The following is a 21,568-nucleotide window of genomic DNA, read 5'->3' on the forward strand; positions in this document are numbered from 1 at the left end:
CGCTATGCCCCTATCAGACAACGATCAAGAAAAACCGGACGACGACCAGACGGCGGACGGGGAGCCCGTACTGGACCTGGCCAGCCGCCTGACGCAGGACCACCACCAGTCGCTCAAACTGTGGCTGCGGATGCTGTCGTGCACCGTCAAGATCGAAAACGAAATCCGCACCCGGCTGCGCGCGACCTTCGGCATCACGCTGCCGCGCTTCGACTTGATGGCGCAGCTGGAGCGCTATCCGCAGGGCCTGCGCATGGGCGAGCTGTCGAAGCGGATGATGGTCACCGGTGGTAACATCACCGGCATCACCGACCAGCTGGAGCAGGAAAAACTGGTGGTGCGGGTGCCCGATCCCAAGGACGGCCGCGCCTACAGCGTCAAGCTGACGGCGGCCGGGCGCCGCGCCTTCACCGAGATGGCCGTGGTGCACGAGGGCTGGATCGCCGAACTGCTGCAGGACATGTCCGGCGCCGACAAGGGCCGGCTGATCGACCTGCTGTCGCAGATGAAGCAGCATCTGTATTCCGCCGATCGTTCAGCCGATCGTTCCGCCGACCGCAACGCCGACGAAAAATAGGAACCGACCATGCGATATCTTCAAGGCGAAGCCCACCAACTGCCGGGCAACCGCGCCACGTTGGCCGGCTACCAAGCCAGCCATTTTCTTTTCGAGGCCGACGGCGGCGTGGCCACGCTGACGCTGAACCGGCCTGACCGCAAAAACCCGCTGACCTTCGACTCCTATGCCGAACTGCGCGACCTGTTCCGGGAGCTGGCGCGGGCCGACGACATCAAGGCCGTGGTGATCACCGGCGCCGGCGACAACTTCTGCTCCGGCGGCGACGTGCACGACATCATCGGCCCGCTGACCAAACTCGATATGCCAGGCCTGCTGGCCTTCACCCGCATGACCGGCGACCTGGTGAAGGCCATGCTGGCCTGCCCGCAGCCCATCGTGGCGGCGATCGACGGCATCTGCGCCGGCGCCGGCGCGATGCTGGCGCTGGCGTCCGACATCCGCATCGGCACGCAGCGCAGCAAGACCGCCTTCCTGTTCACCCGCGTGGGCCTGGCCGGTTGCGACATGGGCGCCTGCGCGCTGCTGCCGCGCGTGATCGGCCAGGGCCGCGCCGCCGAACTGCTGTACACCGGGCGCTCGATGTCCGGCGCGGAGGCGGAGCGCTGGGGATTTTTCAACAGCCTGCGGGCGCCGGAGGAATTGGCGGACGCCGCCCGCGCCTTCGCGCAGGGGCTGGCCGACGGCCCGACCTTCGCGCACGGGATGACCAAGACCATGCTGCGGCAGGAGTGGAACATGGGCGTCGACCAGGCCATCGACGCGGAGGCGCAGGCGCAGGCCATCTGCATGGCGACCAACGACTTCCACCGCGCCTACCACGCCTTTGTGGCGAAGCAAAAACCCGAATTCGAAGGCGATTGACAGCATGACCGACAAAACCTATCTGGAGTGGCCGTTTTTCGAGGAGCGCCACGCGGCGCTGGAGCGGCGGCTGGACGAGTGGGCCGCGCGCCACGTCGCCCGGCATCATGGTGGAGACGGCGACGTGGATGGCGCCTGCCGCCGGCTGGTGCGCCGGCTGGGCGAGGACGGCTGGCTGCGGCACGCGGTCGCCGGCACGGCGCACGGCGGCGAGGCCGACGCCATCGACACCCGCGCCATTTGCCTGATCCGCGAGACCCTGGCGCGCCACAACGGCCTGGCCGATTTCGCCTTCGCCATGCAGGGGCTGGGCGCCGGCGCCATCAGCCTGCACGGCGACGCGGCGCAGCGCGCGGCCTACCTGCCGCGCGTCGCGCGCGGCGAAGCCATCGCCGCCTTCGCGCTGTCGGAGCCGCAGGCCGGCTCCGACGTCGCCGCCATGCAGTGCGCGGCTGTGCGCGACGGCGGCGACTATGTGCTCGACGGCGAAAAAACCTGGATCTCCAACGGCGGCATCGCCGACTTCTATGTGGTGTTCGCCCGCACCGGCGAACAGCCCGGCGCGCGCGGCATCAGCGCCTTCATCGTCGATGCCGGCACGCCGGGCTTCGACATCGCCGAGCGTATCCAGGTGATCGCGCCGCATCCGCTGGCACGCCTGGTGTTCAATGGTTGCCGCATCCCGGCGGCCAACCGGATCGGCGAACCGGGGCAGGGCTTCAAGGTGGCGATGGCCACGCTCGACGTGTTCCGCACCTCGGTCGCCGCCGCCGCGCTGGGCTTCGCAAGGCGCGCGCTGGACGAGGCGCTGGCCCATGCCACGCGGCGGCCGATGTTCGGCCAGATGCTGTCGGACTTCCAGCTGACGCAGGCCAAGCTGGCGCAGATGGCGACCGGCGTCGACGCCGCCGCCTTGCTGACCTACCGCGCCGCCTGGCAGCGCGACCAGGGAAGAAAAGTCACCAGGGAGGCGGCGATGGCCAAGATGACCGCGACCGAAACGGCGCAGCAGGTGATCGACGCCGCGCTGCAGATGTTCGGCGGCCTGGGCGTGGTCAGCGAGCAGCCGGTCGAGCGGCTGTACCGGGAGATCCGCGCGCTGCGCATCTACGAGGGCGCCACCGAGGTGCAGCAATTGATCATCGCGCGCGAGCTGCTGCGCGAGCAGGCCGACAAGGACGCATGATGGAGATACTTCAACCGCCGCAGTGGGCCAAGCCGCGCGGCTATTCGAACGGCGTGGCCGCCAGCGGGCGCACGGTGTGCGTCAGCGGCATGATCGGGTGGGACGGGCAGGGTGTGTTCCATACCGACGATTTCGCCGGGCAGGTGCGCCAGGCGCTGGAAAACATCGTCGCCGTGCTGGCCGAGGCGGACGCGCGGCCCGAGCACATCGTGCGCATGACCTGGTACGTGATCGACCGCAAGGAGTACGTGGCCGCCTACAAGGAGGTGGGGGCGGCGTACCGCGCCGTCATCGGCGCGCATTACCCGGCGATGACGGCGGTACAGGTGGCGGGCCTGGTCGAGGACCGCGCCCGGGTCGAGATCGAGGTCACGGCCATCGTGCCCTGACGGCGCGCATCCCGCGTCAGGGTGCCATGGCCGCGCCGGCGATGGTGGTGGTCATAGGCGCGCCGGCATAGGCGGCGAACTGCTGGCCGTTGGCCGCGATCCACGCCGGGTTCAGGTGGCCCATGTCCATGAAGACCGGCATCTGGTGGCGCTGGTCGAAAATCATGCAGTCGGCACCCTCGCAGAGCTGGCGGCGCAGCGACACCAGCCGGAAATTGGACTGCGCGCCCAGCTCGGCGAACAGGCGGTCGTAGTCGGCGTTGTTGGTGAGGAAATCGTGCGAGCGCGCGCGTTCGGCGATCGCCTCGCTCCAGTACTTGGTGCGCGAAATCCGCTTGGGGACGTTGAAACCGAAGTGCGGCGTGGCGTCGACCACCACCACGGTGATGTGACGGTCGAGCAGGCCCTGCAGGGTGGCGCGCATGCGCTGCACCGGCAGAGCCGGATTGGCCGAGTCCCTGGGCGTCACGCAGCGGCCGTTCTCGTCGCTGCAGATGCCGGTGGCGGCGGGCGAGAAGAAGGTCCAGTTCTGCGACACGATGACGGTCTGGTAGGCGCCGGAGGCGGCCAGGCGGTAGGCGTCCCCGGTGAATTCGCGGCAATGGTTGTCCTTGCCCAGGCGTTCGAAGCCGGGGATCATCGGACAGCCGGACTTGACGTAGAAGGTCGTGTCGCGCGCGCTGTGCCGCTTGAACCACGGATAGAGGTGGCCGGCGTGGGAGTCGCCGATCACCAGGATCTTGCCGCCGGGCCGGTCGGCGTTCATCCGGCAGAAGCGGCTTTTGTCGGCGCCGCTATTTTCGCAGCCCGGTTCATAGGTGGTGGCTTCGCTGGTGGCGGCGATCGCCGCGAACAGGGCCGGTTCGCTGGTGCGCATGGCCAGGCCGCCGGTGAACAGCACGGCCGCCGACAGGGCGCACAGCGCGCCGCCGGCCGCGCCGAGCGTGAGCGCGCCGCGCGCCGGGACGCTGGCGCGCAGCCGGCGCGCCGGTTCGATGTAGCGGAACGACAGGTAGCCCAGCGCGATCGACAGCGGGATGCCGATCAGCTTGGCCATCTTGGGGGTGTCGTTGAGCATGCCGGTGATCGTCATGGCGATCACCACCGGCCAGTGCCACAGGTAGATGGAATACGACCACGCGCCCAGCCGTTGCATCAACGGGTTGTTGAGCAGCAGGTTGCCTTCGTAGCGGGCCGCCAGCACCATGCAGGCGCCGACCACCGGCATGATGGCGTAGTAGCCGGGCCAGCGCATTTCCAGGTGCAGCACGTGCACCACCCAGGCGGTGATGCCGATCACGGCCAGGCCGGCATAGCTGAGCGCGGCGCCTTGCAGCGGCCGCAGCCAGCGCAGGTCGCGGCCCAGGAACACCAGGCCGCCGGCGATCATCTGCCACGAGCGGGTGGCGACCGAAAAGAACGCGTCCTGGCTGTCGGCCGTCACGCACAGCGCCAGCGAGCCGGCGAACACGGCCAGCAGGAGGGCCTGGAACGCGCCGGCGGCGCGCCCGGCGCCGGCCAGCTGGCTCAGTTTCAAGCCCAGCCAGACGATCGCCGGATACAGCATGTAGAACTGCCATTCCACCGACAACGACCAGGTGTGCAACAGCCAGCGGTCGTCGAGACCGTCCGAGAAGTACCCTTGCTGGCCCGCGTAGTAGGTGTTGGAGATGAACGGAAGGGCGCGCAGGCATTGCCTGGCGAGGCTGGCCAGGTCCGGCGGCGGCAGCAGCAGGGCGCCGGCCAGCAACAACGCCAGCACCATGACGAACAGCGCGGGGAAGATCCGCAGCGCCCGCTTGAGCAGGAAGTGTCCGTACTGGAAATTACCATCCAGCATGCCCGCATGGATGATTTTGGTCATCAGGTAGCCGGAGATGACAAAGAAGATATCGACGCCGATGAAGCCGCCGCTGAGGATGCGCAGGTTGAAATGGTAAAGCACTACCATGACGACACTGAGCGCCCGCAGTCCGCCGATATCGGTCTGGATGCTGGATTTGCTCATGGTTTTGGACCCGTAAATAGTTTATTTTTTTTTAATGCCTGTTATTGAATTGGCATTTCGAATCAATAATAGCGTATATTTTGGCGCGTGGGTTGGTCGGCGCCGAGATGTTGACGCACGGCACTGATTTTGATCGTAAATACATGCTATGTAGAATATAGATTTCGGCATCCAGCGCCCGTCGCCGGCGGGGCGGCGATGCCGTCGAAAGGCTTTATGCAGCCGTCCGATAAATTTCACCTGGCGTCGCTCGACGGCATACGCGCCGCCGCGGCCATGGTGGTCTTTGTCGGGCATGCAGGATGGGGCGGCGTGGTGCCAGGCGGGCTGGGCGTGACGGTGTTTTTCTTCCTCAGCGGCTACTTGATCACGACCTTGCTGCGGCGGGAATATGCCGCCACCGGCGACATCGACTTCAAGTTGTTCTACCTGCGCAGGGCCTACCGGATCTTGCCGCCGATGTATCTGGTGCTGCTGCTGATCCTCGGCCTGGGCTTGCTCGGCGTGGCGCCCCACACGGCCACCTGGCCCGGCGTGCTGGCGCAAAGTTTACAGGTCACCAACTACTATATGATCGTCTCCGGGCTGCCCGGGCTCGTCTACGGCACCGGCGTCTTCTGGTCGCTGGCGGTCGAGGAGCACTTTTATCTGTTGTTTCCGCTGTTGCTGCTGTTCTGCCTGCGCCGCTGGCGCCGCGCGCGGGTGGCCGCCATCCTGCTCGGGCTGGCGTTGGCCGTGCTGCTGTGGCGCTGCGTGCTGGTGTACGGCTTGCACGCACCGGTCGAACGCACCTACCTGGCCAGCGACACGCGCATCGACAGCATCCTGTTCGGTTGCCTGATGGGCTTGTGCTGCAACCCCGCGCTCGACGCCGCCGGCGCGCGCCTGGGCACCGGCGTCAAGGCGGCGGCGCTGGGCGCTGGGGCGTCGCTGTTGATTTTTTGCCTGCTGGTGCGCGACGCCGCCTTCCGCGAAACGCTACGCTACACGCTGCAAGGCCTGGCCTTGCTGCCGATTTTCTGGCTGGCGGTGCGCCATCCGGCGTGGCCGCTGTTCGCGCCGCTGAACTGGCTGCCGGTGGTATGGATGGGTAAGCTGTCCTACACCTTTTACCTGAGCCACTTCTTCTTTCTCAAACTGGGCGCCTCGTGGTTCCGGCACGAGCTGGCGGTCGCGCTGGCCGCGTTCGCTTGCAGCTTGCTGTTCGCGTATCTGGTGTATCTCGTCGTCGAGCGGCCGTGCGCGCGCTTGCGCTCGCGCCTGCATGGCCCGCCGACGGCGCCCGGGACCGGTGCCGTCGGCGGGTGGCGCGGTCGGCCCGGCGCCGCCGACACGCCCTAGTTGTTGGTCAGTACGCCGCGCACCTTGGACGCGGTGTAGACGCCGCTGTCGGCCAGCAAGGTCACCGTGATCTTGCCCAGCGACGAATTCGGCCAGACGAAGGTCGCCGACGAACCGTCGCCGAGGTAACTGCTGTCGAAGTACAGCGCGTTGCCGACCTTCACCTGCAAACGGATCGTGGCGCCGCCGCTGGCCACCGACGTGAAGCGCATCCGGTCGCCGGTTTTGAGCGCGCTCCAGCTGACGTGGCTCGTCCCGGTGCTGTAGTTGATCTGGCTCAGTTTCTTCTCGGTATAGGGGAAGGTCAACGCTTGCTGCCAAGTGTCGAAGGCGCCCGGTCCGACGCCGCCGCCCTGCACCTGCCAGTCGCCGCGCATCGACAGCACGCCCGGTTTTTCGGCCGCGGCGAGCGGCTTGCCGGCGCCGTTCACCCAGGTTTCGGACCACACCACCGGGCGCAGCGCCGCGCGCATGCGCTCCAGGTCGGCCACCACGCCGGTGTCCCAGCCGTTGGGCATGAGCGTGAACTTGGCGCCGTTTTCCACATAGATGCTGTAGGCCGTGTCGTAGGTGCGGTCGACCACGAAGGCGCCGTAGATCTTGAGGGTGTTGGCGATCTTGCGCAGCGCCGGATTGGCGATCGTGGTGTGGTCGAACCAGGCGGGCAGCATGATGCGCGTGCCCAGCGGGATCGCCCCGGTGTTGGAATAGGCCGTGGTGTCGGCCGTCGTGGCCGGATACACATAGGTCGGCTGGCCGATGCCGTTGGCCAGCGACTGGCTCGGCAGCGCCATGGCCAGCACGTGCCGATAGAGTTCGGCGCCGTCGTCGATCTCGTGCTTGCGGATCAAGCCGCCCGAGGCCGGCACGCCCGACGCCCGCGCGCCCTGGCTCCAGTGGACGGCGTCGCCCCAGCCCCTGCCGTCCAGGCGCGACCACGAGTACATGGTGGCGGTCCATTTCCCCCCCGCGTACTTGAGCTGGAAGAACGAATGGACGATGCCGGTTTGGGTGTCGACGATGTCGGCGTGGCCGTCGCTGCCGCTGGCGGCCGTCACCCCGGCCGGCCAATGCGGCAGCACGATGTCGCGGGTTTTGGCCGAGTCCGGATCGGGCACCTTGTGCACGGTCATGGGCTTGTCGCTGGCCGTGGCCTTGAAGACCGTCAGCGAGTAGGCGCCGCCGCCGACGGCCGGAATCCAGCCGGGATTGAAGACGGGCTTGCGCAGCTCGAACGTGCCGAGCTTGGGTTTGAGCGGGCGGGTGTTCCAGGGGGAGTCCACCGAGAACATCCGATTGTAATTGCCCCATCCGGTGGGGGAATCATAGGTGTTTTGGGCCTGGGCCGTGAACGGGAACGACGACATCGCTGCGCCGATGATGCAGGTTGACGCGAGCAGGGCGCGCAGTCGGGTAGGGCTAAATCTCATGTACAGTCCTCGAATTTATATGAAGGCTGTAACTGACCGTGAGCAATTTGTGCTTTTATGAAACTTATTATAGGGCATCAAATTCGGTTTGTGAATTTCTTTTACGCAAAAATTTACAGTGCCTGGCGGCTATGCGGGGTGCTGGGTGGAATTTTCATAGGGAAAAAATGGCGCAGCGCCGCATAAGCGTTGTCGATTCTATATCGAAAAAATTGTTGCGTAAGAACATCGGGGTGGGCGCCGGACGGCGGCCCGGAAGAGGGCGTTGGGGAAGGCGTCGGGAGGGAACGAGGGCAGGGGACGAGGGCAAGGGACGGCCAGGGGAGCCGATGGTCCCCCCGACTGGAATCGAACCAGTATCCCACGCTTAGGAGGCATGTGCACTATCCATTGTGCTACGGGGAGGACGCTACGGGCGAGCGCATTATAGCCCAAGCGGCGCGGCGGCGGGGCGGGCTTTGACGCCGGCGGCGAAGGATTCTGGCACCTGGAGCGCCACTGTCGGTACAATGCACGTTTCTTCCATCCCGACGACGACCGGCCCCCACGCGGCGCGTCGCCAACACACTCTACTCACTATGGCTGTCATCTCTCTTTCTTCGGCGCAACTCGCGTTCGGACACGTCGCGCTGCTCGACCACGCGGAATTTTCTTTGGAGGCCGGCGAGCGCGTCGGCCTGATCGGCCGCAACGGCACCGGCAAGTCGTCGCTGCTGAAGGTGATCTCGGGCCGCTTCAAGCTCGACGACGGCTTGCTGGTGATGCAACAAAACATCCAGATCGCCTATGTCGAGCAGGAGCCGGCGTTCGATCCGGAGATGACGGTGCACGACGCCGTGGCCGCCGGCATGGGCGAGTTGCCGGCGCTGCTCAAGGAATACGACGCGCTGACCGGCCAGTTCGGCCAGGGCAACGACGACGCCGTCATGGAGCGCATGCACGACATCCAGGTCAAGCTCGACGCCGGCGACGCCTGGAACCTGTCGAACAAGGTCGAAACCGTGCTCGACAAGCTGAACCTGACCGGCGACATGCTGATGAAGACGCTCTCGGGCGGGATGCAGAAGCGCGTGGCGCTGGCGCGCGCGCTGGTGTCGGCGCCGGACGTGCTGCTGCTCGACGAACCGACCAACCACCTCGATTTCAGCTCCATCCTGTGGCTCGAGGGCCTGCTGCGCGACTTCAAGGGCAGCGTGCTGTTCATCACCCACGACCGCTCCTTCCTCGACAACGTCGCCACCCGCATCATCGAACTCGACCGTGGTCGCCTGCTGTCCTACCCGGGCAACTTCACCACCTACCAAACCCGCAAGGCCGAGCAGCTGGAGAACGAGGAGGTGGAAAACGCCAAGTTCGACAAGTTCCTGGCACAGGAGGAGGTGTGGATACGCAAGGGCGTCAAGGCGCGCCGCGTGCGCGACGAGGGCCGCGTGCGCCGCCTCGAGGCGCTGCGCCTGCAGCGCTCGGCGCGCCGCGAGCAGCAGGGCCAGGTCAAGCTGGAGGTCGGATCGAGCGAACGCTCGGGCAAGATCGTCGCCGAGCTGGAAAACGTCAGCAAGCGCTTCGGCGACCGCGTTATCGTCGACAACTTCACCGGCACCATCCTGCGCGGCGACAAGGTCGGCCTGATCGGCGCCAACGGCGCCGGCAAGACCACCATGCTCAAGATGATCCTGGGCGAATTGTCCCCGGACAACGGCACGGCGCGCCTGGGCACCAAGCTGCAGGTGGCGTACTTCGACCAGATGCGCACCCAGCTCAACGAGGAGGCCAGCCTGATCGAAACCATCTCGCCGGGCAGCGACTGGGTCGAGGTCAACGGCCAGCGCAAGCATTCAATGAGCTACCTGAACGACTTCCTGTTCTCGCCGGAGCGCTCGCGTTCGCCGGTCAAGTCGCTTTCCGGTGGCGAGCGCAACCGCCTGCTGCTGGCGCGCCTGTTCGCCAAGCCGGCCAACTGCCTGGTGCTGGACGAACCGACCAACGACTTGGACATCGACACGCTGGAGTTGCTGGAAGAGTTGCTCGAGGAATACACCGGCACCGTGTTCCTGGTCAGCCACGACCGCACCTTCCTCGACAACGTCGTCACCCAGGTCATCGTCGCCGAGGGGCAGGGCCAGTGGCGCGAGTTCGTCGGCGGCTACAGCGACTGGGAGCGGGTGCGCGACACGGTCGCGGCCGCGCCCAAGGCCAAGCCGGCGGCCGCCGTGAAGGCGGCCGAGCCGGTCTCGACCATGTCCGCGCCCCCCGTCAAGGCCAAAAAGCTCAGCTTCAAGGAGCAGCGCGAGCTCGACGAGCTGCCCAAGCTGATCGCCGCGCTTGAGGACGAGCAGAGCGCGCTGGCGCTGCAGCTGTCGGACCCGGATTTCTACAAGAAAAACGCGGCCGAGGCCAAGCGGGTCAACGCCCGCGTCGAGCAGATCGAGGCCGAACTGCTGGCGGCGCTGGAAAAGTGGGAAGAGATCGAGGCGCGCCAGCGATAAGGCCCGCGGGAGTGAAAAAATGTTGCGGTGCGGTATAGACACCCGGGGTTGCTTCAAATATAATTTTACGGCGTCGGCTTGCCGCCGCCGCTGTCGAAAATGTAATGTGTGGAAGTCTTGTTGTCACGGTGATATGATTCGGGGTCGCCGTCACGGCCGGGCTTCCGGCGTGCCGGACGAGGCTGCTTTACAGGGTAACCCACGGTACGCCGCCCAGGCGTACACTCTCTAGGACTAAGAGCAAAAATGTTGAGATCGCATACAAGAACATCCTGGTTGTTTTCCCTGTCGACGCGGACGGCACTGTGGGCGTAAGGCGCGTACCCGGCGCCGGGAAACTCATCGCGTTGCCCCTGATTATCAGCGGCCTGTTCGCCCCTTCGGCGCGCGCCCAGATCAGCGACACCATCCAACCCTATGTGTCGGCGGGCTACTCCTACGACGACAATTTGCTGCGCGCCGACAATACGCGCGATAAAGACGCGGCCGGCTCCGACACCTACACCACCCTGGTGGCCGGCTTCCGGGCGGAGCGCCCGATCGGGCGCCAGGTGGTGACCGCGTCGGCCAGCGCGAGCAAGGTCTCGTTCGACAAGAACAGCGCGCTCGACTACACCGGCAAGGACGCCGCCGCCGAATGGCTGTGGCGCCTGGGCAATCAGTTCAGCGGCCACGTGGGCGCCAAGTACAGCGAGTCGCTGGCCTCTTTCGCCGACTTCAACAACAGCAGCAGCCAGCGCAACCTGCGCACCGACAACCGCCGCTACGTCGACGGCAACTGGCTGTTCCACCCGTCGTGGCAGGTCCACGCGGGCTACACCAGCGAACGCTTCGGCTTCGACACGCCCGCGCAAGCGTATAACAACCGCACCGAGAAGGCCGCCGAGGCCGGCTTCGACTACATCGCCAGCAGCGGCAGCACCTTCGGCCTGGTGGCGCGCCAGCTCAAGGGCGACTACGACAACCTGGGCACCAACCCGGTCACCGGCGCCGTCATCGACAACGGCTACAAGCAGGACGAGATCAAGGTCAACGTCACCTGGCTCGCCAGCGGCGTGACCCAGGTCATCTTCCTGGGCGGCTGGGTCAAGCGGCGCCACGACACCGAGTCCGTGCGCGACGACAGCGGCGTCAACGGCCGCCTGATCGTCAACTGGGCGGTGCTGGCGCAAACCCAGTTCAACGCCATGCTGTGGCGCGAGTTCGGCGCCGCCGAGGGCACGGTCGTCAACAGCGCGCTGAGCACCGGCCAGAGCGTCGGCTTCAAGTGGACGCCGACGTCCAAGCTCAGTTTCAACGGCCAGCTGAAAAACGAGAAACGCGATTTCGAGCCGCTCAGCGGGGTGACCAACTTGACCGGCCTGAGCGACGAGTCGCGCACCGCCTCGGTCGGCGGGACCTACCAGGTGGCGCGCCAGGTGGCGCTGAGCCTGAACGGCTTCGCCACCCGCCGCGACGGCAGCGCGGCGGCGCGCACGTCGAGCTTCCGCGCCAAAGGCATCTCTTTCAACGCCAGCGTAGAGTTCTAAGGTCATGACGGTCAACGAAAGTCCCCTGATTACCTTTTTCGAACGTGTGGTCGATCCCCTGATTATCATGGGGATGTTGTATCTGTGCACGGTCGCGCTGGGCGCCAGCTTCACCGGCTATTCGCTGGTGCTGACCATCATCGCCTTCTTCGTCGCCTCGTCGGTGTATAAATACATCGACCCCTACCGCAGCTGGCACACCGGCGGGCGCTGGGCCGCGGCGCGCGACCTGGTGCTGGGCTGGCTGTTGACGGTGGTGCTGCTGACCCTGATCGGCTACGCCAGCGGCATGGTGCCGCACTACGACCGCACCGTGGTGCTGGTGTGGATGGTGGCCACGCCGGTGGCCATGCTGCTGGCCCACCTGGCGGCGCACCGGCTGGGCGCCGACCCGCGCCGCGGGCAGTTGAGCTCGGTGGTGATCGTCGGCGCCAACGACGTCAGCGTCAAGTTCGCCGCCACCATCGGCCGCCTGCCCAACCTGCTCATGAACGTGCACGGCTACTTCGACGACCGCGGCCCGGAGCGCCGGGTCGAGGGCGTGGCCCACCCGATGCTGGGCAAGATGTCCGACATCGCCGCCTATGTGCGCCAGCACCAGATCAAGATGATCTTCATCAGCCAGCCGATCTCGGCCCAGCCGCGCATCCGCCAGCTGCTCGACGAGCTCGAGGACACCACCGCCTCGGTCTACTTCCTGCCCGACATCTATGTGTTCGACCTGATGCAGGCGCGCTTCGGCAGCGTCGGCGGCATGCCGGTGATCGGCATCCGCGAGTCGCCGTTCACCGGCGTCAACAGCATCATCAAGCGCTGCAGCGACATCGTGCTGGCGCTGGCGATCCAGATCATGCTGATCCCGGTGATGCTGGTGATCGCCGTGGCCGTCAAGCTGTCCTCGCCCGGACCGGTGATCTTCCCGCAGCGCCGCTACGGCCTCAACGGCGAGGAGATCATCGTCTACAAGTTCCGCTCGATGACCGTGACCGAGAACGGCGACAAGGTGGTGCAGGCCAAGAAGGGCGACAGCCGCATCACCCGGGTGGGCGGCTTCCTGCGCCGCAGCTCGCTCGACGAGCTGCCGCAGTTCTTCAACGTGCTGCAGGGGCGCATGAGCATCGTCGGGCCGCGTCCGCACGCGGTCGCGCACAACGAGCAGTACCGCAAGCTGATCAAGGGCTATATGTTGCGCCACAAGGTCAAGCCGGGCATCACCGGCTGGGCCCAGGTCAACGGCCTGCGCGGCGAGACCGAGACGCTCGACAAGATGGAGGCGCGCATCGAGTACGATCTGGACTACCTGCGCAACTGGTCGCTGTGGCTCGATCTGTGGATTATCGTACGCACCGTGCTGGTGGTGGCCAAGCGCGAAAACGCGCATTGACCGGGCCGGAACGGGAAGGGTGTCGAATTGAAATGCTGCATTGCGATATTTGTGCCACAATCCGGGTTGGAGGTTGCATTTAATGCATAGCCTTTATAATATTGACAATCGTTTGAGGGGAACGCATACTTTGCCCCCCACGCCGGTCGCCGCCGTCGACCGCCGCCACAAGTGACTGAGGAAGACTATCTTGAACCATACACAATTTGACGGCGTCGCGCGACGCCACGGTCTGCGCCGCGTTGGCGGCGGCGCGCTGGCGCTGCTGCTGGTGGCCGGCTTGGCCGCCTGCGGCAAAAGCGACACCAAATCCGGCCAGGCGCTGGTCAAGGTCGGCAGCGAGGAGATCACCGCGCTGCAGCTGAACGAGGAACTGGCGCGCTCGGGCGTGCCGGGCGCCCAGCAACAGCAGGCCCGTCCGCAGATCCTGGCGTCGCTGGTCGACCGCCAGCTGCTGATCAACGAGGCCATGAAGGACAAGACCGACCGCGATCCCAAGGTGGTGCAGGCGATCGAGCGCGCCAAGTCGCTGATCCTGGCCCAGGCCTACCTGCAGAAGAAGGTCGGCACGCCGGCCAAGCCGACCAAGGAAGAGGTCAAGGACTACTTCGACAAGCACCCGGCGCTGTTCTCCCAGCGTAAGACGATCGACATGCGCCAGCTGGTGCTGCCGACGGCCGACCTGACCGACGCCCTCAAAAAGGACATCGACGCCGCCAAGTCGCTCGAGGACGTGTCCGCCTTGCTCGACCGCAACAACGTCAAGTACGCCCGCAACCAGATTTCGCGCAGCTATGCCGACCTGGCGCCGGCGCTGGGCGACAAGCTGCTGTCGCTGCCGAAGGGCCAGCTGTTCATCATCCGCGAGGGCGAGCGCAGCACCGTGGTCACCATCACCGACGTGCGCGACACGCCGGTCGAACTGGCCGCGTCGACGCCGCAGATCGAGCAGTACCTGATGAACACCCGCGGCAAGGAGGCCGCCGCGGCCGAACTGGCGCGCCTGCGCGCGGCCACCAAGATCGAGTACGTCAACAAGGCCGACCAGCCGGCAGCGCCGGGCACGCCGGGCGCCGCGCCGGCCGCGCCGGCAGCCGCCGCCCCGGCCGGGCAGGAAGACGCCCACGCCCGCGGCGTGGCCGGACTGAAATAACGCGGCGGCCCCCCGGGGGCCGCCCATCCACACCGCACCACACGGAGAACATATTATGAAACGAATCGTATTTTGGATGATGGCGTCGCTGCTGGCGCTGACCCTGGGCACGGCCGGCGCGGCCGAGCTGCTGCTCGGCACCGGCGACGTGGTCAAGATCTCGGTCTACAACAACCCCGACCTGACCACCGAGACGCGCGTGAGCTCGTCGGGCTTCATCACCTTCCCGCTGGTGGGCCAGGTGGCGGTGGCCGGCCTGCCGACGGCGGCGGCCGAAAAGAAGCTCGCCCAGCTGCTGGTGTCGGGCGGCTTCGTCAAGAACCCGCAGGTGAACATGATCGTCACCTTGCTGCAAAGCCAGCAGGTGTCCGTGCTGGGCCAGGTGGGCCGCCCGGGCCGCTATCCGCTGGACGGCAGCCGTAGCGTGCTCGACGTGCTGGCGCTGGCCGGCGGCGTCAGCGTCGACGGCGGCGACACCGTCACCGTGCTGCGCACCCGCAACGGCACCACCACCAAGGATGTCATCGACGTCGCCGAGCTGGTGCGCACGAGCAACATGAAGACGGACCTCGAACTGAGCGGCAACGACGTCGTCTACGTCGAGCGCGCCCCGCGCTTCTACATCTACGGCGAGGTGCAGCGTCCGGGCATGCTGCGCATCGAACGCTCGATGACGGTGCTGCAGGCGCTCGCCGCCGGCGGCGGCCTGACCCCGCGCGGCACCGAGCGCGGCCTGCGCATCAAGCGCCGCGACGCCGAAGGCAAGCTGCAGATCCTCGAAGCCAAGTACGACGACCTGGTGCAGAACGACGACGTGCTGTACGTGCGCGAGAGCCTGTTCTGATAGCGCCGGCCGCGAGGCCGGCCTCCGGCGCGTTTGCGATCGATCGACCATTTTGAGAAGACAACCATGAATTTCACCCATTTGCTCCTGGCGCTGCGCGCCCGCTACAAGATCGTACTGATGATCCTGGCGGTGACGGTCGCCGCCACCGTCGTCATCAGCCTGATGCTGCCCAAGGTCTACAAGGCCAGCACCGCGCTGGTGCTCAACACCAAGGGCGTCGATCCGGTCACCGGCATGAGCCTGCCCGTGCAGATGATGGCCGGCTACGTCATCACCCAGGCCGACATCATCCGCAGCAAGAGCGTCGCGCTCAAGGTGGTCGACAACCTGCGCCTGGCCGAGAGTCCTGCCGTGCAGCAGCAGTTCGCCGACGCCACCAAGGGCAGCACCGACATCACCATCAAGGAATGGCTGGCCAACCTGCTGCTGGCCAAGGTCGAGATCGAGCCGTCGCGCGACTCGAGCGTGCTGACGATTAACTTCCAGGGCGCCGATCCGAAGTTCGTCGCCGCCGTCGCCAACGCCTTCGCCGACGCCTATATGCAGTTCAGCGTGCAACTGAAGACCGACCCGGCGCAGCAGGCCTCCGGCTTCATCAACACCCAGATCAAGCTGCTGCGCGAGCAGTACGAGGTGGCCCAGAGCCGCCTGTCGAAGTACCAGAAGGACAACAACATCTACAACGCCGACACCCGCGTCGACGTCGAGATGGCGCGCCTGAACGAACTGTCGAGCCAACTGGTGCAGGCCCAGAACCAGTCGATGGAGGCGCAGTCGCGTTCGCGCCAGGCCGCCGGCGGCGCCGAGGGCTCGCCCGACGTGCTGAACAACAGCCTGATCCAGGGTCTGAAGTCGAGCCTGGCGCTGGCCGAGGCCAAGCTGGCCGACACCGCCCAGCGCCTCGCGCCCAACCACCCGCAGTACATGTCGGCCAAGTCCGAGGTCGACAAACTGCGCTCGAGCCTGAACGACCAGATCCGCATCGCCTCGAGCGGCGTGGCCGGCACCAGCACCATCTACAAGCAGCGCGAGGCCGAACTGCGCGCCGCGCTGACCGCGCAGAAGGCGCGCGTGCTGGAGATGAACGGCGCGCGCGACGAGTTCGTCGTGCTCAGCAACGAGGCCGACAACGCCCGCCGCTCGTACGAGTCGGCCATGCAGCGCTACAACGCCACCAACCTCGAGGGCCAGTCCAAGCAGTCCGACATCGCCGTGCTGTCGACCGCCAACACGCCGACCGCGCCGGCCTCGCCGCGCCTGCTGCTCAACATCGCCCTGTCGCTGGTGATCGGCACCATCCTCGGCGGCGGCGCCGTGCTGCTGCTCGAGCTGCTCGACCAGCGGGTGCGCTCGGCGTCCCACATGGCCGACGCCTTCGGCCTGCCGGTGCTGGGCGTGATCGCCACGCCGCGCGCGCCCAAGCGCGTGCTGCGCAACCGTCCGGCCGCGCCGATGGCGCAGCTGCAGCAATGACCCGACCCGCCACCGGGCACACCGACTTACACGGAGCATCCACATGAATTCGAATACCGTCCCATCCTACCCGGCGCCGGAGTTGCGCGAGAAGCCGCCGACGGCGTCCGTGCCGGACCGCTCGATCGGCGCCATCCTGATCAAACAGGGGCGCCTGTCGGTAGCCGACGCCGAGAAGGTGATGCGCCACCAGGTCGAGCACAACGTGCGCTTCGGCGACGCCGCGCTGGCCTTGGGCGTGCTCAGCACGGCCGACATCGAGTTCGCGCTGTCGCGCCAGTACGACTACCCCTACCTGCTGCGCGGCGAGAGCGCCATCAGCGAGACGGTGGTGGCCGCCTATGAGCCGTTCACCGCCCGCGTCGAATCGCTGCGGGCGCTGCGCAACCAGCTGATGTGGCGCTGGTTCGAGACCGGCGACGAGCGCCGCGCGCTGGCCATCACCGGCGCCGAGCGCGGCGACGGCCGCAGCTTCCTGGCCGCCAACCTGGCGGTGGTGTTCTCGCAGCAGGGCCAACGCACCCTGCTGATCGACGCCGACATGCGCCACCCGAGCCAGCACGCGCTGTTCGGCCTGGAGAACCGGGTCGGCCTGTCGTCGGTGCTGTCGGACCGCAACGGCGTCGAGGCGGTGCAACGGGTGCCGGCGCTGCTGGACCTGTCGGTGCTGACGGCCGGCGCGCCGCCGCCGAACCCGTCCGAGCTGCTGGGCCGTCCGGCGCTGGGCAAGCTGCTGCGCGAACTGGCGCCGCAGTTCGACGTGATCCTGATCGACACCCCGGCCGGCAGCGAATGCTCGGACGCGCAGATGGTGGCGGGCCGCGCCGGCGCCGCGCTGGTGGTGACGCGCCAGGACGCGTCCCACGTCAACCACGTGCACGACCTGATCGGCGCGCTGGGCGAGGCGCGCGTGCACGTCGTCGGCACCGTGCTCAATAATTTCTAAGTTTTAATTTCTAACCGCAACCCCTAGACCGCGATGGACACCATGCTCAGCCAACCTGTCAGCTCGCCGCGCGCGGCGCTGGCGCCGTCGATCCTCCTGCTGGTCGGGCTGGGCGTGATCTACCTGCCGACGTTCTGGGATTTGTTCCACGGCGCCTGGAGCTCGGACCGCAACGCCCACGGCCCGATCGTCATGACCGTCGCCTTCGGCTTCCTGTATTTCCGCATGCGCCAGCTGCTGTCGCAGGAGCGCTTCGAGCGCCGTCCGGCGCCGCTGGCCGGCGCCGCCGCGTTCGCGCTGGGCCTGGTGTCGTACGTGCTGGGCCGCTCGCAGGGCGTGCTGTTGCTCGAGGTCGGTTCGCTGATCCCCGTGCTCAGCGGCGTGCTGATCGCCTTCTACGGCGTGCGCACCTGGTCGCGCATGTGGTTCGCCTTCTTCTTCATGCTGTTCATGATCCCGCTGCCGGCCTCGATCGTCGACGTGCTGACGTTGCCGATGAAGATAGGCGTGTCGGCGGCCACCGAACACCTGCTGTACTGGTTCGGCTACCCGATCGCGCGCAGCGGCGTGATCCTCACCATCGGCCAGTACCAGCTGCTGGTGGCCGACGCCTGCGCCGGCCTGAACTCGCTGTTCACGCTCGAGGCGCTGGGCCTGCTGTACATGAACCTGGTGCGCCACCCGTCGGTGGTGCGCAACGTCGTGCTGGCGATCCTGATCGTGCCGATCTCGTTCGCCGCCAACACCTTGCGCATCATGTTCCTGTCCCTGATCACCTACCACCTCGGCGACGCCGCCGGCCAGGGTTTCCTGCACGGCTTCTCCGGCCTGGTGCTGTTCCTGTCGGCGCTGCTGTTGATCATCGGCGTCGACAGCGCGCTGAGCTGGCTGGTGCGCAACCGCACCAAGCGCGACGACGACGAGCAGGCCGGCCTGCAACTGCCGGCCGTGGCCGCCGGCGCCTGGAGCAAGCTGACCCACGTGGCGCTGCGGCCGGCGCTGGCGATGCTGGTGGCCATGGTCGGCACGGTCGCCCTGGCGCACGCGCTCACGCCGACCCTGGAGTCGGTGGCCGGCGGCACCACCTTGGCGACCAGCGTGCCGACCCGCTTCGGCGACTGGACCGAGGTGCCCAACGCCAGCGCCCAGGCCGAACTGTCGACCGCCGAGGACGGCGGCCGCAACCAGGAGCAGCCGTACGACGACGTGCTGATGCGCACCTATGTCAACCGCGACGGCGTGCAGGTGATGCTGGCCCTGGCCTACGCCCGGGAACAGCGCCAGGACGTCAAGCTGCACCTGCCCGAGATCTGCTATCCGGCCCAGGGCTACAAGGTCCTCTCGCTTAATCAGACCCAGCTGTCGGTGACGCCGGCCGGCACCTTGCCGGGCAAGCACATGGTCGCCTCCAGCCAGAACCGGCTCGAGGCGGTCACCTACTGGACCCGCATCAGCGACGCCTACCCGCAGGGCGGCTTCGACATGCGCATGAAAATCTTCCGCGACGGCCTGGCCGGCAAGGTCGCCGACGGCATCCTGGTGCGCGCCTCGACCCTGGTGCGCGACCAGAGCGAGACGAAGGCCGCGTACGCCGTGCAGCAGGACTTCCTGCGCCAGCTGGTGGCGGCCAACGACAAGCGCGGCCACGCGCTGGTGGCCGCCGCGCCACGGGCCGCGCCATGATGGCGGCCAACGCCCCCGTGTCAGGCCTGTCGCGCGCCTTCGGCAAGACCCTGATGACCACCATGGGCATGACCGTGGTCGGTTTCATCTCGTCGGTGATCAACGCCCGCCTGCTCGGTCCCGAGGGGCGCGGGCTGCTGTCGGCGGCGCTGTTGATCTGCACCCTGGCCGCCACCGTGGCCCAGTGCGGCATGGGCAGCAGCTATGTCTACCACTTCGGCGCGGCGCGGCGTTTTCCCTACCTGCGCCTGTTCATTTTTTCGTTGCTGGGCGTCAGCGCGCTGGCGGTCGGGCTGTCGGCGGCCGGCCTGCAGCTGAGCCACGCGGCCGAGCTGCACCAGGTCTGGTGGCTGATCCTGTCCTTCGCCGCCTTCATGGCCACCCAGACCTATCTGTTCTCGCTGACCCAGTTGCATTCGAACTTGCATTTCTTCAACGTGCTGCGCTTCGCCCAGGTGTTCGGCAACCTGGTGCTGATGCTGCCGCTGCTGCTGTGGTTCAAGGTCGTCACGTTCGAACAAATCCTGGTGATGCAGTTGCTGGTGCTCGTGGCCATCACCGGCGCCGGCCTGTGGTGGGCCCGCCAGCACCGCATCTGGCAGCTCAAGGACGAGGTGCGCGAACCGGTGCGCCCGTGGTTCGTGCTGCGCTACGGCCTGCACCAGCAGGGCATCGGCTTGCTGGGCATCTTCCTGCTCAATTTCGACAAGCTGTTCCTGCTCAACCGCGGCACCATCAAGGAATACGGCTATTACGCGCTGGCCTTCACCACCTCGCGCCTGATCGGCGCGGTGCAGGAATCGATTTCGGTGGCGCTGTTCTCGCGCTTCGCCGGGCGCGACGAGCAGCAGCTGAGCCAGGCCGTGCGCAACGCCTTCCGCGTCACGTTCCTGCCGCTCATGGCGATCGCCGCCGTCGGCGCGGCGCTGGCGCCGTGGGCGCTGACCCTGGTGTACGGCAAGGCCTTCGCCGACATGACGGTGCCGTTCGCCATCTTGCTGTTCGAATGCGTCATCGGCGGCGCCAGCTGGACCCTGGCGCAGCGTTTCAACGCCGCCGGCCAGCCCGGCCTGGTGCTGGCGCGCCAGTTCATCTCGATCGTGCCGGTGCTCATCGCCATCCCGTTCCTGCCGCACGAGAACACCTATGTCTACCTGGCGTTGCTGATGCTGTGCGGCGCCTGCCTGCGCCTGGTGATGACGATCGTGCTCAGCGTCACCAAGCTCAAGGAGCCGATGCCCGATTTCCTGCCGACCAAGGAAGATCTCCAACTGGTGCGCAAGCTGGTCACGCGCGCTAAATAATTAATCGCAAGCATTCGGAGTTAATCATGAAAGACCACCGTTCGATGATGTTGGATTTGCAGAAAACCCACGACGTCATTTACGACCTGCTCAAAGGCAAAGAGTTTCACTATATCGACATCCCGATGCACGACAACATCGGCGATCTGTTGATCATGCAGGGCACGCTGGCCTTTTTCAAGAAAAAAAACCTGACGCCGAAAACCACCTCGACCGCCTCGGGCTTCCAGCCGGAGTGGGTCAAGCCGGGCGACATCCTGGTGTTCCACGGCGGCGGCAACTTCGGCGACCTGTACGCCAACATCAACGACCTGCGCGAGGAGATCATCACGCGCTTCCCGAACAACCGCATCGTGATGTTGCCGCAAACGATATTTTTCTCGACCGATGAAAAGCGCGACCGCTCGGCGGCCGTGTTCCGCCGCCACAACGACGTCCACATTTTCATCCGCGACAAGGTCTCGCAGGGCATCGCCCGCCAGTTCTCCGACCACGTCTACCTGGTGCCGGACATGGCGCACCAGCTGTATCCGATCGCCAGCACCGGCAACGGCCGCGGCGTGCTGCGCATCGAGCGCGTCGACGTCGAAAAGCCGGCCGTGCCGGAGTCGCTCAAGGACTTGACGTTCGACACCCGCACCGACTGGGTCGAGGTGGTCGGCGGCGAAAAGCGCCTGATCGACTTCGCCTGGCGCCTCGAGGGCCGCTTCAAGGCGCGCCGCTGGGAAACGGCCAGCAAGCTGCTGGGGCCGTGGTTCTGGGTGCCGGTGGCGCAGCGCTTCTCGTCGAAGGCGGTGGCGCTGTTCTCGCGCCACGACCACATCGTCACCGACCGCCTGCACGGCCACATCCTGTCGTGCCTGATGGACAAGAAGAACACCGTGATCGACAACAGCTACGGCAAGAACTCGACCTACATCAACGAGTGGACCGGCGGTAGCGACCTGGTGCGGCTGGTCAAGGTGTAG

General features: G+C 66.5%; 17 protein-coding genes and 1 tRNA gene. 15 read left to right on the forward strand and 3 right to left on the reverse strand.

Going from position 1 to position 21,568, the window contains the following annotated elements; genetic code table 11:
- Positions 1-4 precede the first annotated feature (4 nt).
- Genes AC07P1_RS14010 through AC07P1_RS14025 form a run of 4 tightly spaced genes read left to right on the forward strand, consistent with a single transcriptional unit; the run spans position 5 to position 3,016 of the window.
- Positions 5-577 (forward strand): MarR family winged helix-turn-helix transcriptional regulator, encoded by a 573-nt coding sequence (locus tag AC07P1_RS14010; protein ID WP_494696368.1) that lies wholly within the window; start codon positions 5-7, stop codon positions 575-577.
- A gap of 9 nt (positions 578-586) precedes the next feature.
- A complete protein-coding gene (locus AC07P1_RS14015; protein WP_494696369.1) occupies positions 587-1,441 on the forward strand; it encodes an enoyl-CoA hydratase family protein in 855 nt (284 codons plus the stop codon).
- 4 nt (positions 1,442-1,445) lie between these two features.
- A complete protein-coding gene (locus tag AC07P1_RS14020) occupies positions 1,446-2,627 on the forward strand; it encodes an acyl-CoA dehydrogenase family protein (protein ID WP_494696370.1) in 1,182 nt (393 codons plus the stop codon).
- Positions 2,627-3,016 (forward strand): RidA family protein, encoded by a 390-nt coding sequence (locus tag AC07P1_RS14025; RefSeq protein ID WP_494696371.1) that lies wholly within the window; start codon positions 2,627-2,629, stop codon positions 3,014-3,016. The genes AC07P1_RS14020 and AC07P1_RS14025 overlap by 1 nt, the downstream gene beginning before the upstream one ends.
- A 16-nt stretch (positions 3,017-3,032) precedes the next feature.
- Here AC07P1_RS14025 and AC07P1_RS14030 read toward each other — a convergent pair whose 3' ends face one another.
- Complete coding sequence (locus AC07P1_RS14030) at positions 3,033-5,024, reverse strand: acyltransferase family protein (RefSeq protein WP_494696372.1); 1,992 nt, start codon at positions 5,022-5,024, stop codon at positions 3,033-3,035.
- 216 nt (positions 5,025-5,240) lie between these two features.
- Here AC07P1_RS14030 and AC07P1_RS14035 point away from each other — a divergent pair, with 216 nt between their 5' ends.
- A complete protein-coding gene (locus tag AC07P1_RS14035) occupies positions 5,241-6,365 on the forward strand; it encodes an acyltransferase family protein (RefSeq protein ID WP_494696373.1) in 1,125 nt (374 codons plus the stop codon).
- Here the strand turns inward: AC07P1_RS14035 and AC07P1_RS14040 are convergent.
- Entirely contained in the window at positions 6,362-7,795 is a 1,434-nt protein-coding gene (locus tag AC07P1_RS14040; protein WP_494696374.1) for an Atrophin-1 multi-domain protein, read from the reverse strand. The two genes, AC07P1_RS14035 and AC07P1_RS14040, sit on opposite strands and share 4 nt — an antisense overlap.
- Positions 7,796-8,125: 330 nt before the next feature.
- A tRNA-Arg gene (locus tag AC07P1_RS14045) sits at positions 8,126-8,200 on the reverse strand.
- 173 nt (positions 8,201-8,373) lie between these two features.
- Here AC07P1_RS14045 and AC07P1_RS14050 point away from each other — a divergent pair.
- From AC07P1_RS14050 to AC07P1_RS14095, 10 genes are all read left to right on the forward strand, one after another.
- A complete protein-coding gene (locus AC07P1_RS14050) occupies positions 8,374-10,281 on the forward strand; it encodes an ATP-binding cassette domain-containing protein (protein ID WP_494696375.1) in 1,908 nt (635 codons plus the stop codon).
- 347 nt (positions 10,282-10,628) lie between these two features.
- Entirely contained in the window at positions 10,629-11,810 is a 1,182-nt protein-coding gene (gene epsL, locus AC07P1_RS14055; RefSeq protein ID WP_494696376.1) for an XrtB/PEP-CTERM-associated polysaccharide biosynthesis outer membrane protein EpsL, read from the forward strand.
- A gap of 4 nt (positions 11,811-11,814) precedes the next feature.
- The gene (locus tag AC07P1_RS14060) at positions 11,815-13,194 is read left to right on the forward strand and encodes an undecaprenyl-phosphate glucose phosphotransferase (protein WP_494696377.1); all 1,380 of its coding nucleotides are present in this window, start codon (positions 11,815-11,817) and stop codon (positions 13,192-13,194) included.
- A 190-nt stretch (positions 13,195-13,384) separates the two neighbouring features.
- Complete coding sequence (locus AC07P1_RS14065) at positions 13,385-14,347, forward strand: EpsD family peptidyl-prolyl cis-trans isomerase (RefSeq protein WP_494696378.1); 963 nt, start codon at positions 13,385-13,387, stop codon at positions 14,345-14,347.
- 55 nt (positions 14,348-14,402) lie between these two features.
- A complete protein-coding gene (gene epsE, locus AC07P1_RS14070; RefSeq protein ID WP_494696379.1) occupies positions 14,403-15,191 on the forward strand; it encodes a polysaccharide export protein EpsE in 789 nt (262 codons plus the stop codon).
- A 66-nt stretch (positions 15,192-15,257) separates the two neighbouring features.
- On the forward strand, positions 15,258-16,667 hold the full coding sequence (gene epsF, locus AC07P1_RS14075) for a chain length determinant protein EpsF (protein ID WP_494696380.1): 1,410 nt from the start codon (positions 15,258-15,260) through the stop codon (positions 16,665-16,667).
- Positions 16,668-16,710: 43 nt separating this feature from the next.
- The gene (epsG, locus tag AC07P1_RS14080) at positions 16,711-17,613 is read left to right on the forward strand and encodes a chain length determinant protein tyrosine kinase EpsG (RefSeq protein ID WP_494696381.1); all 903 of its coding nucleotides are present in this window, start codon (positions 16,711-16,713) and stop codon (positions 17,611-17,613) included.
- A gap of 42 nt (positions 17,614-17,655) precedes the next feature.
- A complete protein-coding gene (xrtB, locus tag AC07P1_RS14085) occupies positions 17,656-19,296 on the forward strand; it encodes an exosortase B (RefSeq protein WP_494696382.1) in 1,641 nt (546 codons plus the stop codon).
- Positions 19,293-20,600: a lipopolysaccharide biosynthesis protein gene (locus AC07P1_RS14090; protein ID WP_494696383.1), complete on the forward strand. Its 1,308-nt coding sequence runs from the start codon at positions 19,293-19,295 to the stop codon at positions 20,598-20,600. The genes xrtB and AC07P1_RS14090 overlap by 4 nt, the downstream gene beginning before the upstream one ends.
- Positions 20,601-20,626: 26 nt before the next feature.
- A complete protein-coding gene (locus AC07P1_RS14095; protein WP_494696384.1) occupies positions 20,627-21,568 on the forward strand; it encodes a polysaccharide pyruvyl transferase family protein in 942 nt (313 codons plus the stop codon).

The sequence above is a fragment of the Duganella sp. GW821-FHT07F09 genome, assembly GCF_059418705.1.